Annotated in this window: 15 protein-coding genes and 1 riboswitch; of the genes, 6 read left to right on the forward strand and 9 right to left on the reverse strand. The window is 61.2% G+C overall.

What is annotated here, in order from left to right:
- Positions 1 to 16: 16 nt before the first annotated feature.
- Genes uca through IE079_RS03035 form a run of 3 tightly spaced genes read right to left on the reverse strand, consistent with a single transcriptional unit; the run spans position 17 to position 5011 of the window.
- Positions 17 to 3643: an urea carboxylase gene (uca, locus tag IE079_RS03025; protein ID WP_189572565.1), complete on the reverse strand. Its 3627-nt coding sequence runs from the start codon at positions 3641 to 3643 to the stop codon at positions 17 to 19.
- Entirely contained in the window at positions 3634 to 4272 is a 639-nt protein-coding gene (locus IE079_RS03030) for an urea amidolyase associated protein UAAP2 (RefSeq protein WP_189572568.1), read from the reverse strand. The genes uca and IE079_RS03030 overlap by 10 nt, the downstream gene beginning before the upstream one ends.
- A 13-nt stretch (positions 4273 to 4285) precedes the next feature.
- Positions 4286 to 5011: an urea amidolyase associated protein UAAP1 gene (locus IE079_RS03035; RefSeq protein ID WP_189572571.1), complete on the reverse strand. Its 726-nt coding sequence runs from the start codon at positions 5009 to 5011 to the stop codon at positions 4286 to 4288.
- A 56-nt stretch (positions 5012 to 5067) separates the two neighbouring features.
- Positions 5068 to 5175: riboswitch (guanidine-I (ykkC/yxkD leader) on the reverse strand.
- A gap of 312 nt (positions 5176 to 5487) precedes the next feature.
- Between IE079_RS03035 and nhaB the strand changes: the two genes are divergently transcribed.
- Positions 5488 to 6993, forward strand: a complete 1506-nt coding sequence (nhaB, locus tag IE079_RS03040) for a sodium/proton antiporter NhaB (protein ID WP_189572575.1) — start codon at positions 5488 to 5490, stop codon at positions 6991 to 6993.
- Here nhaB and IE079_RS03045 read toward each other — a convergent pair.
- The 3 genes from IE079_RS03045 to IE079_RS03055 all read right to left on the reverse strand — a co-directional run bounded on the left by IE079_RS03045 (position 6977) and on the right by IE079_RS03055 (position 8752).
- On the reverse strand, positions 6977 to 7711 hold the full coding sequence (locus IE079_RS03045; protein ID WP_189572579.1) for a DUF3047 domain-containing protein: 735 nt from the start codon (positions 7709 to 7711) through the stop codon (positions 6977 to 6979). The genes nhaB and IE079_RS03045 overlap by 17 nt on opposite strands.
- 142 nt (positions 7712 to 7853) lie before the next feature.
- The gene (locus tag IE079_RS03050; RefSeq protein ID WP_189572582.1) at positions 7854 to 8048 is read right to left on the reverse strand and encodes a YgaP family membrane protein; all 195 of its coding nucleotides are present in this window, start codon (positions 8046 to 8048) and stop codon (positions 7854 to 7856) included.
- Between the two features lie 107 nt (positions 8049 to 8155).
- Positions 8156 to 8752 carry a Crp/Fnr family transcriptional regulator gene (locus tag IE079_RS03055; protein WP_189572585.1) on the reverse strand — a complete coding sequence of 199 codons (597 nt, stop codon included), beginning with the start codon at positions 8750 to 8752 and terminating at the stop codon, positions 8156 to 8158.
- Positions 8753 to 8961: 209 nt separating this feature from the next.
- Here IE079_RS03055 and IE079_RS03060 point away from each other — a divergent pair, with 209 nt between their 5' ends.
- On the forward strand, positions 8962 to 9195 hold the full coding sequence (locus IE079_RS03060; RefSeq protein ID WP_189572588.1) for a hypothetical protein: 234 nt from the start codon (positions 8962 to 8964) through the stop codon (positions 9193 to 9195).
- 55 nt (positions 9196 to 9250) lie between these two features.
- On the opposite strand, the gene IE079_RS03065 is transcribed toward IE079_RS03060, so the two are convergent.
- Positions 9251 to 10525, reverse strand: a complete 1275-nt coding sequence (locus tag IE079_RS03065) for an MFS transporter (RefSeq protein ID WP_189572590.1) — start codon at positions 10523 to 10525, stop codon at positions 9251 to 9253.
- 294 nt (positions 10526 to 10819) lie between these two features.
- On the opposite strand from IE079_RS03065, the gene yghU reads away from it, so the two are divergent.
- Both yghU and IE079_RS03075 read left to right on the forward strand, forming a co-directional pair.
- Entirely contained in the window at positions 10820 to 11689 is an 870-nt protein-coding gene (gene yghU, locus IE079_RS03070; protein ID WP_189572593.1) for a glutathione-dependent disulfide-bond oxidoreductase, read from the forward strand.
- Positions 11690 to 11958: 269 nt separating this feature from the next.
- A complete protein-coding gene (locus IE079_RS03075) occupies positions 11959 to 12672 on the forward strand; it encodes an extensin-like domain-containing protein (RefSeq protein WP_227712272.1) in 714 nt (237 codons plus the stop codon).
- A gap of 25 nt (positions 12673 to 12697) precedes the next feature.
- On the opposite strand, the gene IE079_RS03080 is transcribed toward IE079_RS03075, so the two are convergent.
- Together IE079_RS03080 and IE079_RS03085 are read right to left on the reverse strand one after the other, a co-directional pair.
- Positions 12698 to 13189, reverse strand: a complete 492-nt coding sequence (locus IE079_RS03080) for a gamma-glutamylcyclotransferase family protein (protein WP_189572599.1) — start codon at positions 13187 to 13189, stop codon at positions 12698 to 12700.
- 19 nt (positions 13190 to 13208) lie between these two features.
- On the reverse strand, positions 13209 to 13928 hold the full coding sequence (locus IE079_RS03085) for an SGNH/GDSL hydrolase family protein (RefSeq protein ID WP_189572602.1): 720 nt from the start codon (positions 13926 to 13928) through the stop codon (positions 13209 to 13211).
- 393 nt (positions 13929 to 14321) lie between these two features.
- On the opposite strand from IE079_RS03085, the gene IE079_RS03090 reads away from it, so the two are divergent.
- The gene (locus IE079_RS03090; protein WP_189572604.1) at positions 14322 to 15125 is read left to right on the forward strand and encodes an enoyl-CoA hydratase-related protein; all 804 of its coding nucleotides are present in this window, start codon (positions 14322 to 14324) and stop codon (positions 15123 to 15125) included.
- Between the two features lie 64 nt (positions 15126 to 15189).
- Positions 15190 to 16002, forward strand: coding sequence for a thioesterase family protein (locus tag IE079_RS03095; RefSeq protein ID WP_189572606.1), 813 nt, complete (start codon positions 15190 to 15192; stop codon positions 16000 to 16002).
- The last annotated feature ends 15 nt before the right edge of the window (positions 16003 to 16017 follow it).

The following is a 16017-nucleotide window of genomic DNA, read 5'->3' on the forward strand; positions in this document are numbered from 1 at the left end:
GAACGTCTGTCAGGTTTCAGTTGCTGATCTCTTCCACAATCACCACCGGTGTGCCCGGCGAGACTGCCTGGCCCGCCTCGCGGCGGACCTCCACCACTCGCCCGCTGACCGGGCTGAGCAGTTCGATCTCCATCTTCATGGATTCCACCACCGCCACCGGGCGCTGGGCCTCGATGGTGTCGCCCGGCTTTACCAGGCATTCCCACAGATTGCCGGCAACATGGCTTTCCACCGCATGCTGACCGGCGGGCAGGTTGGTGATGTCATCCTCGCCGGTCTCCTCCAGGGGTGCTTCCGAGCTGAAATTGATCTGGCCGGACTCGATCCAGCGCTGCAGCTCCTCGTCGAAGGCCTGCTGGCGGTGGGCGGTAAAATCGCGGATGTCTTTATCGTGGTCCGCCAGGAAGGCCTCGTAGTCCTTCAGGTTGAAGCGGGTTTCCTCGATGCGGATGGGGTAATCGCCATTGGGGAAGTCCCGGCGGATCTGCTTGAGTTCGTCGGCGCTGACTTCGTAGAAACGCACCTGATCGAAGAACCGCAGCAGCCAGGGCTTGCCCGGCTCGAAGTAGTCCGTGGTGCGGTAGCGGTTCCACATCTGCAGGGTGCGGCCGACGAACTGGTAGCCGCCGGGGCCTTCCATGCCGTAGACGCACAGGTAGGCGCCGCCGATGCCCACGGAGTTTTCCGCGGTCCAGGTGCGGGCCGGGTTGTACTTGGTGGTTACCAGCCGATGGCGCGGGTCCAGTGGCGTCGCCACCGGTGCGCCCAGGTACACATCCCCCAGCCCCATGACCAGATAGCTGGCCTCGAACACCGTTTTCTTGACCTCGTCGATGCTGTCCAGGCCATTGATGCGGCGGATGAATTCCAGGTTGCTGGGACACCAGGGGGCGTCCTTGCGCACCGACTGCATGTACTTGGCAATGGCCTGATGACAGGCCTCGTCGTTCCAGGACAGGGGCAGGTGCACGATGCGCGCGGGCACGTCCCACTCCGGCTGTTTCTCCAGTGCCTGCTCGGCACCGGTCAGCAGGGCCAGAAGGTCCTGTTGACTGAGGCGCTGGCTGTCGTAATGCACCTGCAGTGAGCGGATACCGGGGGTCAGTTCCAGAATCGCCGGATGGGCCTTGTCCCGCAGCCACTGCATCAGGGCGTGGGCGCGAAAGCGCAGGCGGATGTCCAGCTCCATGGGGCCGTATTCCACCAGCACGTAGTTATCGCCCGCGGCCCGGTAGACCACGCCGGTTTCGTGTTCATTCGTGCCCAGGGCATGGAGGATCGGGCTTTCCGGCTTGATCGGTGCGATATGGGCGGTGGCTGAAGTGAGCGTGGCTACGGTCTCGTCCAGGGCTTCACGCAGGGCGACCGCCTGGTCCTGGCTGACCGGCACGAACTGCACCTTGTCCCCGGCCTTGAGCTGACCGAGCTTCCACAGGTCCGCGCTGATCACGGTTACCGGGCACACGAAGCCCCCCAGGCTGGGACCGTCGGGCCCCAGGATCACCGGCATGTCTCCGGTAAAGTCCACGGTGCCGACGGCGTAGGCGTTGTCGTGGATATTGGAGGGGTGCATGCCGGCCTCGCCGCCGTCGCTGCGGGCCCACTCCGGCTTGGGGCCGATCAGGCGCACGCCGGTGCGGCTGGAGTTGTAGTGGATCTCCCACTCGCTGGCGAAAAAGGTGTCGATATCGGCCCGGGTGAAATAGTCCGGGGCGCCATGGGGGCCATAGGTGACATGGAGGTTCCAGGTCTTGCCGATGGCCGGTTTCAGGCTGCCCTCCAGGCGGGTACCGCTGACCGGTTCGGCATCGGTCAATTGCAGCACGTCACCGGCCCGCAGGGCACGACCGCCGTGGCCGCCGAACTGGCCCAGGGTAAAAGTGCTACGGGACTCCAGGTAGGCCGGGCAGTCCAGCCCGCCCCGAAACAGCAGGTAGGCCCGGGCCCCTTCGCCGGTGGTGGCGCCCAGTGTCAGGGTGGCACCGGCTGGCACATCCACCACTTCCCAGAGGGCCATGGGGGCGTCATCCAGGGTGGCCTGAAGGTCGGTGCCGGTGAGCACTACCTGCGTGGTGTGATTGAAGCGCAGGGTCGGCCCCTTGAGGGTGATCTCCAGCCCTGCCGCACCTTCGTCGTTCCCCAGCAGGCGGTTGCCCAGGCGGAAGGAGTAGCTGTCGAAGGGGCCGGAGGGGGGCACGCCCACTTCCCAGTAGCCGATTCGGCCCGGATAATCCTGCACGGTGGTGAGGGTACCTCCGGTGATGACATCCACGGTGGCAGGGCGGTAGTCGAACTCGTTCAGGGAGCGGGTGGTCAGGCGGCCTTCAACAAACTGGTCATCGGCCAGTACCTGGCTCACATAGTCCCGGTTGGTCTGGATGCCATAGAGCTGGCTGTCGTCCAGTGCCTGCATCAGACGGAGCCGGGCGGATTCCCGGTCCGCCTCGTGCACGATCACCTTGGCCAGCATGGGATCGAACAGGGGCGAGACTTCCGTCCCGGGCTGGATCCAGCTGTCAATACGCAGGCCATCCTCCTGTGGCCAGGCCACGTTGGTGAGCAGGCCGGCAGCGGGCTGGAAGTCCTTGTTGGGGTCTTCCGCGTAGATCCGCGCCTGGATGGCGTGGCCGTTCGGTTTCAGGCTGGCGGACTGTTCGCTGAGGTTGGCGAGCGTGCCGGCGCCCAGTTCCACCATCCAGCGCACAATGTCCACGCCGTAGACTTCCTCGGTCACGCCGTGCTCCACCTGTAAGCGGGTGTTCACTTCCAGGAAGTAAAACTCCGCGGTGTCCGGGTCGTAGATGAACTCCACGGTGCCGGCACTGCGGTAGGCGATGCTCTCGCCCAGTGCCCGGGCAGTGGCGTGCATGCGCTGGCGGACGTCATCGGACAGGCCCGGTGCCGGTGCTTCCTCAATCACCTTCTGGTTGCGGCGCTGGGCGGAACAATCCCGTTCCCCCAGGGCCACCACCGTGCCCTGGCCGTCGCCGAACAGCTGTACCTCGATATGGCGGGCGCGCTCGACAAACTTTTCCAGGAACACGCCGCTGTTGCTGAAGTTGTTCCGGCTCAGGCGCTGGACCGAGGCGAAGCTGTGCTTCAGGTCTTCCGGACCATGATTGAGGGACATGCCGATGCCGCCACCGCCGGCGGTACTCTTTAGCATTACCGGGTAGCCGATGCGCTTGGCCTCCGCCAGTGCATCGTCCAGGCTTTCCAGCAGGTCGGTACCGGGCAGCAGGGGTACACCGGCCTTGGTTGCCAGGTCCCGGGCAGTGTGCTTGAGGCCAAACTGCTCCATCTGCTCCGGGGTGGGGCCCAGGAACACCACGCCTTCGTCGTCGCAGCGACGGGCAAAGTCCGCGTTCTCGCTGAGGAAGCCGTAACCGGGGTGGATGGCCCGGACGCCGCTGGCTTTCACAATCTCAAACAGGCGGTCCTGATCCAGGTAGGTAGCCGCCGCTGAGCCCTCGCCCAGTGGCCAGGCCTCGTCCGCCTGGCGTACATGCAGTGAATCGGCGTCTGCCTCCGCATACACGGCGACCGAGGTGATGCCCATGGCCTGCAGGGTGCGGATGACCCGACAGGCAATGGCACCCCGGTTGGCAATCAGGACCTTGTCGAGGCCGTTCTTCAGTTCCATACCAGCACCTCGATGGGTGTGGGGTTCCAGCCGTTGCAGGGGTTGTTCAGCTGCGGGCAGTTGGAAATCATCACCAGCACGTCCATCTTTGCTTCCAGCTCCACGTACTTGCCGGCGTCGGAGATGCCGTCGGCAAAGGTCAGGCCGCCGTCGGCGGTCACCGGTACGTTCATGAAGAAGTTGATGTTGTGGGTGATGTCCCGCTTGCCCATGCCCAGTTCCTCGTGCTCGGTGACGGCTACCAGCCAGCTGTCGCGGCAGGCGTGCATGCACTTTTTCTCCAGGGCATAACGGGTGGTGTTGCTCTCCGCCGCACAGGCGCCACCGAGGGTGTCGTGGCGGCCACAGGTGTCGGCGGTGATCTCCAGCATCTCGTTGTTTTCCGACGACATCAGTTTCGAACCGGCGGTGAGGTAGACGTTGCCCTGGGCGCGGATGGTGTCTGTGGCGCTGTAGCGTTCGGTGGGGTTATGGGCGTTGTAGAACAGGGTATCGGCGGCCTGGTTGCCTTCCAGGTCGAGGATGCGCACGGTCTCACCGGCCTTTACCACCTTCAGGAAGTACTCGCCTGCCGGGACGGTTTCGCGGAAGGCGGCGTTGTCGGGATTCAGGGTGCTTTGCTTGATCATGTCCGGCCTCCGTTTACTGCATCATGTGATACAGGGCGGTATTGGCGAAGGCGCGGGTGGCCTCCGGCGACGAGATTCTGCAGGGGTCGGCATCGGTTACCGGCGCCGCCCTGAAGAGCTGGTACCGCAGGGGGTGGCTGGGGTATTCACTGGCCGGATTGAGCGGGTGCGGGCAGGTGTGCAGCACCACGATGGTGTCCATCTCGAAGCGCAGGTCCACGGTGGCACCGGCCTGTGAGTGGTCGCTCACATAGCTCATGTTGCCGTTGTCATCGGTTTTCACCCGGCTGAACCAGTTGAGGTTGGCCGTCAGGTCTTTCTTGCCCAGGCCGTACTTGGCCAGCTCATTGAGGAAGCTGGTAACGCCGTTGCGATGGTAGTGGTTGTGGGCGTCCTGATAGGTCTTACGGCCCCAGCGCGCCTCCACCAGATCGGCGTTGCAGGTGCCGCTGACGGTGTCGTGCCAGCCCAGGTCGTCGCGGATGATGGAGGCGAACACCCGGCCCATGTCGGAGAGCAGCACGTGGCCTTTGGTGAGCTTGAAGGTGTGCTGATTCTTGAGGGTATCCGGCATGTTGTACCGCTCGAGGGGGTTCTCGGGGTTGTACATCAGCATGCCGACGTTGGCGCCGCCGGTTTCGTCAATCAGGCGCAATACATGGCCACGGCGCATGACAAAAGACCAGTGGGATCCGCCGGGAAACAGATCGTCGTAGAGGGGAGCTGCGGTTGCGAGCATCACCTTTTCCTCCTGGTTCGGGGTTCAAAATACGAGAGGCGTCAGTCACTGAACGATCCTCCCGGGCTTTTGTCCCGCCGTGTAACCTTTGGAAAAGGTCGTCAACTCTCGGACCAGTCACCTGCGTGCTTTTGCCACAGGCCGGAACCCTAGTTGACCTCTTTGTCAGATTGTTTCGCGTTGATGGGTGGTTCTGGCAACCAACGTCTCGCTGCGTAGAAACTACCCAACAAGTTCCATGCCATGCTTCCCTCTATTTTGATTTCACTGAAAAAAGGCTTATGGCGAACGATGGTCGCGTCAGTTCGGGGCCGGGATTTGCATCGATATGGTGCGCGTCGATTTTTTTGGTGCGTACTTTCCCGGGAATGAGAGGTCGGTAGCGTGAAATTCACCGATATCAAGCACATTTTTTATCGCTTCTGGTAATATGCGACCGCCTCGTAAAAGACTCGCTCTATAGAAGTGATAGATACATGCCATCAACCGTATTCGGCGGATTCGCCGCCAATTTTCTGGGCAAGGCCCCTGTCTGGTACAAGCAGCTGATCCTGCTTTTCCTGGTGATCAATCCCATTGTGGTCGTTATGTTTGGTCCGGCGGTAGCCGGCTGGCTGCTGGTGGGGGAGTTCATCTTTACCCTGGCGATGGCGCTCAAGTGCTACCCCCTGTTGCCGGGAGGCTTGCTGGCAGTGGAGGCGCTGCTGATCGGTATGACCAGCCCGGAGGCGGTATACCACGAGCTGCTCACCAACTTCCCGGTCATTCTGCTGCTGATGTTCATGGTGGCAGGCATCTACTTCATGAAGGAGCTGCTGCTGGTCACCTTCACCCAGATTCTGGTGGGGGTCAGGTCCAAATCGGCGCTTTCCGTTCTGTTTTGCGTGGCGGCGGCACTGCTGTCAGCGTTTCTGGATGCCCTGACGGTAACGGCGGTGATCATCAGTGTGGCGGTGGGCTTTTACTCGGTTTATCACAAGGTTGCTTCCGGTAAGGGATACCAGCACAAGGATCACAATGCCGCGAGCGATGACGATGTCATCGAGCTGCACCGGGAAGACCTGGTCAATTTCCAGGGCTTTCTGCGCAGCCTGTTGATGCATGGCGCTATAGGGACCGCCCTGGGTGGCGTTGCCACCATGGTGGGCGAGCCTCAGAACCTGTTGATTGCCAAGACCGTGGGCTGGGATTTCAAGAGCTTCTTCGAGCATATGGCACCGGTCAGTCTGCCGGTGTTGGCTGCAGGCCTGTTTACCTGCTGGGCTCTGGAGAAGACGCGCTGGTTTGGTTACGGTACTCGCCTGCCCAAGCCGGTACGGCGGGTGCTGGAGGAGTTTGCCGATAACGAGAAGGCCAAGCGGACCAAGGCGGATCAGGCAGCCCTCTGGGTTCAGGCCTTCGCAGCGGGCATTCTGGTCATCGGGCTTGCTTTCCATCTGGCGGAGGTGGGACTGATCGGGCTGTTGGTGATTATTATCATCACCTCGTTTACCGGGATCACCGACGAGCACCAGATTGGCAAGGCGTTCCAGGAATCGCTGCCCTTTACCTCACTGCTGGTGGTGTTCTTTGCGGTGGTGGCCGTGATTCACGAACAGCACCTGTTCAAGCCGGTCATCGAGTTCGTACTCAGCCTGCCGAAAGATCAGCAGCCAGGTATGTTCTTTGTCGCCAATGGGCTGCTGTCGATGATCAGTGACAATGTCTTTGTGGCCACCGTCTATATCAGCGAGATCAAGCAGGCCCTGGATGCCGGTGCCATCAGTAACGAGCACTTCCAGACCCTGGCTATCTCCATCAACACCGGCACCAACCTGCCCAGTGTGGCGACGCCCAACGGCCAGGCGGCCTTCCTGTTTCTGCTGACATCCGCCATTGCGCCGCTGGTACGGCTATCCTACGGGCGCATGGTGGTGATGGCGTTTCCCTACACGATCGTGATGGGAACGGTCGGACTGCTCTGCGTCATTTATCTGGTGTAAGCAGGGTAATGTCACCGTACCAGGCTCTGGCAGTGCCACCGGTATTGTCGGTATCGGTCATGATGGCCACGCCGGTCAGTTCGGGGGGATCGTCACCGAAAGCACGGCGGTAGTCCGCCACAATGTCCCGTTCCACCGTCACCCACTGGCCCAGCTGGTCCTGACCGGAATTGACCGCAATCATCATGGTGTCCCCGGTGAACGGATTGGCAATCATATCGCCTTGGGGCAGGCGGTTGGCCCAGATGTAGTTCAGGGCCTTGCCGGGCAATTCCTCGCCAAAGAGCGCGCTGACGGTCTTGCGCTTTGCCCGCTCGAACCAGCTGGCCTTGTCCGGTTCGAACTCGAAGGCTACGTAGATTCGGGCCGGGTAGTCATCACCGGACTTGCGACGGGCGTCCCCTTCCTCCAGCACATTGGCCACCTTCCAGCGCCATCGCAGGATCAGCGAATCGCCGGGTTCCACGGCCACCCGATGAATCAAGCCGGAGGCACTGTCACTGGATGTCGCCAGCACTACCTGCTGTCCATCCTGCTGAACCAGCTGGTACTGACTGTGCTGGTCAATATCGGGAAACTCGAGGCTTTCCCAGGCCGATCCCGGTAAATTCGTGAGGCCGGAGAACGGCGTGACCAGGTTTTCCCGGGCCATCAGGGGAGAGCCAGCCAGGCCAAGGGCCAGAACGAAAGCAAGGGTGTGACGTGCGTGGTGTGTCATGGTGTTGGCTCGCTGGTTGGGCGTACACGGAAGACAGCGGGAATCCCGAAAAGTGCCGGGCGCACGCTTTACCGGAGCGGGGCATCCTGAAAATGTGCCCGGGTAGGTAATGGCGGGGCAGAGTTGCCCCGCCAGGGGGTAACTACCGGTTGTTTGCCGGACAGGTGTTGAGGCCCAGCACCCGGTACAGCGGACAAAAGCCCACCAGGCCGGTGATCAGCGGCACCAGGCCAACCAGACCCCACAAACTCTCGGGTCCGATAAACACCAGGCTCAGCAGTACCAGTCCCACCACTACGCGCAGTGTGCGATCAATCTTGCCTTCATTTGTCATCATGGGAATATCCTCCCGGTCAGTTGCCACGAGTCCTATTCTGGAATGGTTGGTGCTCACAGGTCTGTAACTAAGTCACCAAGTTGTGTGAAGTTGTCGGCTCGATTGATTCAGGTCAGTTTTGCCAGCGCGTCCGGATCCAGAATGCGGATGGCAGACCGTTCCGGCTGGATCATGCCCCGGCTGGCCAGCTGCTTCAGATGACGGCTGACCACCTCACGGGCGGTGCCGACTTCGGAGGCAATCAGTTGGTGAGTGGTGCGTACCAGGTCGCTATCAAACGACAGCAGGTAGTTGGCAATACGCACATCGATAGGCTGCAGGGCCAGCTTCTCGATGGTCTGGATCAGGCTGTCCATACGCTGCGACAGGCTCTGGAAGACGGCATTGCGGAAGCCGGGGGCGTTTTCCATCAGGTCATCAAAGCGAACCTTTGGCATCATCCTTACGGTAAGCTCCGAGTCCGCCACCGCCTCGGCGGGAAAGCGGCGGCCTCCGAGCAGGCAGCTGGTGGTCAGTACGCAGATGTCGTCGGGCCGTACATGGTAGAGAGTCACCTCACGGCCGCTGGCGGAGCGGGTGAACAGACGCACTGAGCCCGACGTCAGCACGAAATAGTGAAGGCATTCGTCACCCTGATGCAGCATCGGGTGGCCGGCGGGAATCCGTATATCCTGGTAACCGTCGAAATAGCGTGCGATGGACAAGCTGTCGCCCCTCCTGAGCCTGTGGATCAACTAACCTGAGCATACCCGGTTACCGGGCTGTTGTGGGCACCCTGTGGAATAATCGGACACGATTCTCTGCTACCGGCAAATTGCCTGGTGGATAGCAACAGATGGCCGCTACCATGGGGCTAGAACGAGGCTCATCTGTGACTGTGCCCGCCGGCAGATACTACCCAGGGGTCCCAGCGATGAATGAAACCGAACATCAGGCCATACTCGAAGTCATCCCCGACGTCCGCGACGGACTGACCCGCACTGAGCGTCTGATCCTGCATGTGCTGAACGAAACCCGAAAGGAGCGGGACGGACGCAACGTACCCACGATCATGCTTTACGGACGGGTGCTCGAGTACGTCAATATCAGTGAGGAAGAGCTGCACGCCTACCTGGATCGCCTCGGTGTGAGAGGCAACGGGCGGTGACCATGATGTCTGCCGGCCACAGCGGGGATTCCCTTCGCTTCGGTGCCTCAGGAATCTACGCCGCTGCACTTTCCGGCTTACGCAGCGTGGCCACGGCAATGGCCGCCACCAGGTTGACCACAATACTACCCAGGATGGCCAGGGTGTAGTCCTGGGTCAGGTCGTAGGCGTAACCGGCCGCCGTCGGGCCGATGAGGGTGCCCAGGGCAACACTGGTATAAAGCACACCGATAATGCTGCTGACGTGGCGGCCGCCGAAATAGTCCATCACCAGCGCCGGCATCAGGGCCACGAAGCCGCCATAGAAGGTGCCGAAGGTGAGGCCGAAGATGGCCAGCGGCAGCAGGCTGGTGGACACCGCCCAGATCACCAGGGTGGCGGCCATGCCGGCGAATGCCAGCACCAGCGCGGTACGCCGCCCGATAATATCGGCCACATTGCCCAGCAGAAAACGCCCGATGGTACTGCCCACCCCCACCATGCCCAGCAGGAAGGCGCCTTCACCCGCCGTCATGCCCTGGTCCGTGGCAAACGGCACCAGGTGAACAAAGGGCACGAACAGGCCAAAGGAGGCAATCAGTCCGGCGAAATACAGGGTCAGGAAGGGCCGACTGCGTATCGCCTTTTTCAGTTCGATGCCCTCGGAGGCGCCGGAGCTGGTGGGTGGCAAGGGCGGCCCGCCGTCCGGCCCCAGGCCACGGCTGCGGGGATCGTTGACGATCAGCAGGGCCATGCTGATGCCCAGCACGGCGGAGAGGGCGCCCAGGGAGATATAGGCATTACGCCAGCCCAGGGTACCGATCAGCAGGGCCGCCAGTAGTGGCATGATCAGGGTACCAAAGCCGATCCCGCTCACTGCCAGGCCTGAGGCAAAGCCGCGCCGGCGCGCAAACCAGCGCTGCACCGTGCCCACTGAAGGCACATAGGAGCAACCCACCCCCAGGCCCACGCCCAGCCCGTAGGCCAGGTAGACCTGGGTCAGGCTTTGCGCGAAACCGGCCAGCACCAGCCCGGTTGCGACCAGTACCATACCGATCACTGCCATGGGTTTTGAGCCAAACCGGTCTGCCAGCGGTCCGGTGACAACGCCCAGCCCGAAATAGAGAAAGCCCGCCAGCGAGAACACCAGCGACACAGCCCCGCGGGAGGCACTGAACTCCTGCTGCAGGGCTTCCACGAAGGCGCTGAAGCTGTAGGCCGCACCAAAGCCTACGAAGGTCACGGCAAAGGCGGCGGCCACCACGTACCAGCCGTAGAACAGAGGTGGGCGACCTGCTTCTCCGGTGGTCCCGGTTCCGGAATTGTGGCCGGTATTGTCATGAGATGTCATGGCAGGATCACTTTGATGAGTAGGTTACTGTTGTTTTTATAGACTTATCTTCGTCCGGGCTGGCGGATTGTGCAAGCAGGGTATCGGGTCGATACTCACGAAGGTGATCCATACCTGTTGGCCGCGGGGTATGTTCTCTTTGTCATCCCTGTCCTTTAGGATGTGGAAGCGTAAATGATTTCCGGTGGTGCATCAGTTTCTCTGTGAGAAGCTGTCTTTTAGCTCAAAGATAATCTATCTCCCGCCAGGACGGCCCACCACCTTCATCCGGTTACACCGAGAAAGGATCCGTGAATGTCTGACGATACCTATACCCCCCCGAAAGTCTGGAAATGGGAACAGCAAGGCGGTGGCAAGTTCACCAGCATCAACCGCCCCATCGCAGGCCCCACCCATGACAAGGAGCTGCCGGTTGGCAAGCACCCGATACAGCTGTACTCCCTGGCTACGCCCAACGGCGCGAAGGTCAGCATCATGCTGGAGGAGTTGCTGGAGAAGGGCATCAAGGAAGCGGAATACGACGCCTGGCTGGTCAAGATCATGGATGGCGACCAGTTCAGCAGTGGCTTTGTGAAAGTGAACCCCAACTCCAAGATTCCGGCCATGGTGGACCACAGCGTTGAACCTGCCCTGCGGCTGTTCGAATCCGGTTCCATGCTGCTGTACCTGGCCGAGAAATTCGGCGAGTTCCTGCCAAAGGACATTGCCGGCCGCACGGAAACCCTCAACTGGCTGTTCTGGCAGATGGGCAGCGCGCCCTTCCTGGGTGGCGGATTTGGTCACTTCTACGCCTACGCCCCGGAAAAGTTCCAGTATCCCATCGACCGCTTTACCATGGAGGTCAAGCGCCAGCTCGACGTTCTGGATCGCCAGCTTGCCGACAACAAGTTTGTGGCAGGGGATGAGTACACCATCGCCGATATGGCGATCTGGCCCTGGTACGGCCAGCTGGTGACCGGCACCATCTACGATGCCCAGGAGTTTATCCAGGCGCATACCTATACCAACGTCGCCCGTTGGAGTAAGGAACTGGAAGCCCGCCCGGGCCTGCAGCGCGGACGGATGGTCAACCGCGTATGGGGCGACCCGGCTGGCCAGCTTCCCGAGCGTCACGACGCCAGTGACTTTGAACTGAAGACCCAGGACAAGTTGGACGCCCAGTAACCAGTGTTTTCCTGCCGGGACGTTGCCAGCAAGGGCAACGTCCCGCTCTGACTGAATCTTATCCTACCGTCCATGCTGACCGATTATTAATACACCCGATAATAGTGTTTTCCCGCCAGCTCGCTTAGTGTGCTTCACGGGCTGATCCTGCCAAAAGCCGATTATCTGTGAAGGTGTGGTCCCGGGCGACACCCGGAAAGGTTTCGGGTCCTCTGGCTTCCAGGTGTCATCTGGCAGCCCAATGAACTGGTAATGTCGGAGCAATGCCCTTGTCGAGAAAGGCGTGGTTGATCTGGATACTGATCATCGTGGTTGTCGCGGCACTGGACTACATCCGCGCCTGGCAGTATGTGCCAGATGAATGGAGCCCGTGGGCCCCGGTGGCACTGGATCACCGGATGACCCCGGTGACCCGCTGGAAGCTCAATGGTCTACAGGACAACCAGCAACAGTGCATCGACGTGCTGGCCACCGCACCGGATGCCTGGCTGGATCACCTGCCGCTGGAGGATTACACACCGGTGGAGAGCTGCCCGCTTAGCAACGTGGTGCGCGTCAGCCGCACCAGCGCAGAGCTCAGTACCACCTTTACCGCCACCTGCCCGCTGGTCGCCGCCTGGGTGATGTTTGAACAGCAGCAGCTGCAGCCCCTGGCCAGGGAACACCTGGGCAGCGAGGTGGTGCAGCTTGACCACTACGGCACCTTTGCCTGCCGTAATATCTACAACCGCGAGGATGCCCGGCGCAGCGAACACGCCAGTGCCGCCGCATTCGACCTGGCAGGCTTTCACCTTGCCGATGGCCGTCGCATAACCGTACTGGAGGATTGGGACAACCAGGACGAGCCGGCCCGCCGACAGTTTCTGAGAGCGGTACACAGCGCCGCCTGTGACTATTTTGGTACCGTGCTGGGCCCCGATTACAACCAGCCCCACGAAAACCACTTCCACCTGGATACCAGTGGGTTCGGTCTCTGTCGTTGATCAGGATTGAGAACCTGACGGCACACTAGTCACGGTAGATGGCCAACTCCCGCCGGCTTCGTTTGACGTTGGGATCGGCTACGGATTCGGTCGCCTCGATCCAGGCAATGTAGTCGGAGGGCAGGTCGTTTTCCCGGGCACCGGCGACCACGTGGTGCTTGTACCAGTGGTAGGGTTTCAGGGTGCTTGTCAGGCGGGTGGCATAGTACATCCAGGCCTGCGCGTGCCCCCAGGGCGTTTCCAGTTCCACCATCTTTTGCTCATAGCCAAAGCCCAGGGCCTCGTGCCGGTCCAGATCAGGCTTTTCGCCATCGTCGATCTCGTAGATCACGCCAATCACCTGATCCCGGGGGCTGTCGGTTTCCTCGGCATCGCACTTGGCGGAGCCGTCACCCGCCTTCTTGTGGAAGCGCAGCCGGTGCCTGGCAAGAGTGGCGACGGCCACGAACCGGGCCGACGGTACCCGGGCCTGAAGCCTTGCCCGAGACATGTTGGAGCCGTAGGTGAAGCAGAGCATGGGGGCTCCTGAGCGGAATTCAGTCGATCTGATGTCTGATGGATTCGGCCATCAATTTATAGCCGGTTTCGCCTGGATGGTATCCATCTTCTGCCAGCAAGGAGGCGTCCGTGACCGTCCTGTAGCGTAGGTGGATAAAGTCGTCCGGTTTACTTCGGGCCAGTTTCCTGTAGACGTCATCCAGCTGTCGGGCCCGCCAGCCCATCATTTGCCGCAGCGGTTCGGGCAGAGCGGTAAACAGGTGCATGGGTGGTACGCTGAGCAGGTGGATTGGGGTTGGATAACGGTCTTTCAGGATTTCTCTCAATATCAGAAGCTGCTGGCGAAAGCGGTGGCGTGGCGTGAAATTGGTGGTGTCGTTGACGCCCATGCTGAGCAGGACCAGGTCAGCGTCTGGAAGGGAGTCCAGCGGCAGCTTGTCGTTCAGTTCAGCGAGCAGTTCAGCGAGGGTGGCACCGTTGATGCCGAAGGTATGCCAGGCAACGGTCTGACCACTTTGCTTGTGCAACAGCCGGGCGAGCTGGCTGGCCAGGCCCTGGTCATGGCGTTGCACACCAACACCGGCGGCGGTGGACTCACCGATGACCAGTATCCGCCGATCCGGAATGCCCTCACCATACTCCCCGAAAGGATCGCCACCGGCCTCAGGAAGGCGGATGGTGGTCCGGCGGGCTCGCCGCCCCTGGTGGATCAGCAATGGTGACAGACCAGCGGTGGCCAGCCAGAAGGGTAAGTGCATGGGGTAATCCCGTAGACCTGGTTGATGGGATGTCTATCGGAGAATGCTATTGCTGCGGCTATAGTTCAAGTGGTGTCGAGGCGCCCGCAGGGCAAAGAATGAGAGTTGGGGCAGCAGTAGGTCCGGGATCAGATCAGAGGGATTCTGGACAAACGGGACCATAAGCATTGAATAATCGATCCATTGTCGGGTGCCGGGGGCTTGTGTCCGTTGTCGCCTGAGCGGAGTTAAGAGGAAACCGGGGGCTTCAGCTAAGAATGCGGTAGCTGTATCCGACATCCAGCCGTAATCGATAAGTTCTTTATGGAAAGATAATTCGTAATGAGTGGTTTATCCTTGTCGCAAAACATGCCCGGTCCGCCGGGTGAAGCGCGATAATTCAGGAGCCCCCTTATGACCAATGTCCCCCAGCTTACCGATGCCCTGCTTACCCTGGAAAACCGGGTAGCGGTACTGACCCTGAACCGACACGACCTTCGCAACGCCCTGACCGGCTCCAGCCTGATCGACGATATTGTCACCACTGCTGACTGGGTCAATCACTGTGATGACGTCTCCGTGCTGGTGATCACCGGCGCCGGTTCCGCATTCAGTGCCGGCGGTAACATACGTGACATGGCGGAGCGGGGCGGCGATTTTGCCGGTGACGTGGCCGAGTGCGCGGACCGCTACCGCAAAGGTATCCAGCGTATCCCCCTGGCGCTGCAGGACGTGGAAGTGCCCATTATTGCGGCGGTCAACGGCCCGGCCATCGGTGCCGGCTTTGATCTGGCCAATATGGCGGACATTCGCATTGCGTCCGAGAAGGCGAAGTTCGGCGAGACCTTCCTCAACCTGGGCATCATCCCCGGCGACGGCGGCGCCTGGTTCATGCAGCGCCTGATCGGCTACCAGAGGGCTTTCGAGATGACCCTGAGTGGTCGCGTGGTGGAAGCCGGCGAGGCTAAAGAACTGGGTATCGTGATGGAGGTGGTGCCGGCGGACGAACTGCTGCCTAACACCATGAAGCTGGCCACCCGCATCGCCAGCCAGCCGCCGAAGGCCACCCGCCTCACCAAGCGCCTGATGAAGATGGCCCAGCGTATGGAGCTGAAGGACTTCCTCGATGTGTGCGCGGTATTCCAGGGCATGTGCCATAACGAGCCGGAGCACCTGGAGGCGGTCAACCGGATGCTGGAGTCCATGGCCAGGAAGTGAAGGTGATTGGGTGACAACTGGTAATCTGTGGCTTCCCGACTTCCGATAAAAACAAGGACAGCTCATGAATGATGCACTCTTCCAGCGAGATGGCGCTTTGTATGTGCCCACGCCCGCGTGCGGTGGCCCCTGGAGCCCCCGGCAACTGCACGGCGGGCCAGTAGTGGGGCTAATGGCCCACGCCGTGGAGCAGGCGTCGGACAACGCTGGCCTGCACCTGGCGAGGCTCACCGTGGATCTGCTGCGACCAGTCCCCAGCTCACCGTTGAGCGTGACCACCCGACTGGTACGTGGCGGTAAGCGGCTCCAGGTTCTTGAGGCTTCGTTGTTCGCTGAGGAAACCGAAGTTGCCCGGGCAAGTGCCCTTTTCCTTGAGAACAGACCGGTAACGGTACCGGAGCATGGCCGCTTCCCGGCAATCGGGCTCGAGCCGCCCTCCTGGCCGGTGGAAGCAAGTATTGCCGAGGCTGGCGGCTGGCAGAGCCGGTACACCCCGGTGGGTCTGCACACCACGGCCAAAGCCGTGGTTATTGAGGGCGTCGATGGCGGCGGGAAGGGGATTGCCTGGCTGAAACTGCCACTGCCGCTGGTTCAGGGGGTGAAGACGAGCCCTGCGGTTACGGCGGCCACGCTCTGTGATTTTGGTAATGGTGTGGGTCAACTCAACCTGTCCGACGACCTGGGCTGTATCAACACGGATGTCAGCCTCTACCTCCACCGGAGTCCGGTTGGCGAGTGGCTGGGGCTGGATGCCCACAGCCATATGCAGGATACCGGGGTTGGTCTGGTGGAGACCACACTGTTCGACAGCCAGGGACCCGTGGGTAAAATCCTGCAGTCTGTCATTACCATGAGGGCGCCAGGGGCGGAGGGGTAAGCTCTGCCTTCCTGA

This window comes from Marinobacter zhanjiangensis (genome assembly GCF_014651935.1).
GTDB lineage: Bacteria > Pseudomonadota > Gammaproteobacteria > Pseudomonadales > Oleiphilaceae > Marinobacter > Marinobacter zhanjiangensis.

Bases quoted from the DNA above. Each gene is read 5' to 3' on its own strand.
- uca (WP_189572565.1), bottom strand. From the start codon at position 3,643: ATGGAACTGAAGAACGGCCTCGACAAGGTCCTGATTGCCAACCGGGGT.
- IE079_RS03030 (WP_189572568.1), bottom strand. From the start codon at position 4,272: ATGATCAAGCAAAGCACCCTGAATCCCGACAACGCCGCCTTCCGCGAA.
- IE079_RS03035 (WP_189572571.1), bottom strand. From the start codon at position 5,011: ATGCTCGCAACCGCAGCTCCCCTCTACGACGATCTGTTTCCCGGCGGA.
- nhaB (WP_189572575.1), top strand. From the start codon at position 5,488: ATGCCATCAACCGTATTCGGCGGATTCGCCGCCAATTTTCTGGGCAAG.
- IE079_RS03045 (WP_189572579.1), bottom strand. From the start codon at position 7,711: ATGACACACCACGCACGTCACACCCTTGCTTTCGTTCTGGCCCTTGGC.
- IE079_RS03050 (WP_189572582.1), bottom strand. From the start codon at position 8,048: ATGATGACAAATGAAGGCAAGATTGATCGCACACTGCGCGTAGTGGTG.
- IE079_RS03060 (WP_189572588.1), top strand. From the start codon at position 8,962: ATGAATGAAACCGAACATCAGGCCATACTCGAAGTCATCCCCGACGTC.
- IE079_RS03065 (WP_189572590.1), bottom strand. From the start codon at position 10,525: ATGACATCTCATGACAATACCGGCCACAATTCCGGAACCGGGACCACC.
- yghU (WP_189572593.1), top strand. From the start codon at position 10,820: ATGTCTGACGATACCTATACCCCCCCGAAAGTCTGGAAATGGGAACAG.
- IE079_RS03080 (WP_189572599.1), bottom strand. From the start codon at position 13,189: ATGCTCTGCTTCACCTACGGCTCCAACATGTCTCGGGCAAGGCTTCAG.
- IE079_RS03085 (WP_189572602.1), bottom strand. From the start codon at position 13,928: ATGCACTTACCCTTCTGGCTGGCCACCGCTGGTCTGTCACCATTGCTG.
- IE079_RS03090 (WP_189572604.1), top strand. From the start codon at position 14,322: ATGACCAATGTCCCCCAGCTTACCGATGCCCTGCTTACCCTGGAAAAC.
- IE079_RS03095 (WP_189572606.1), top strand. From the start codon at position 15,190: ATGAATGATGCACTCTTCCAGCGAGATGGCGCTTTGTATGTGCCCACG.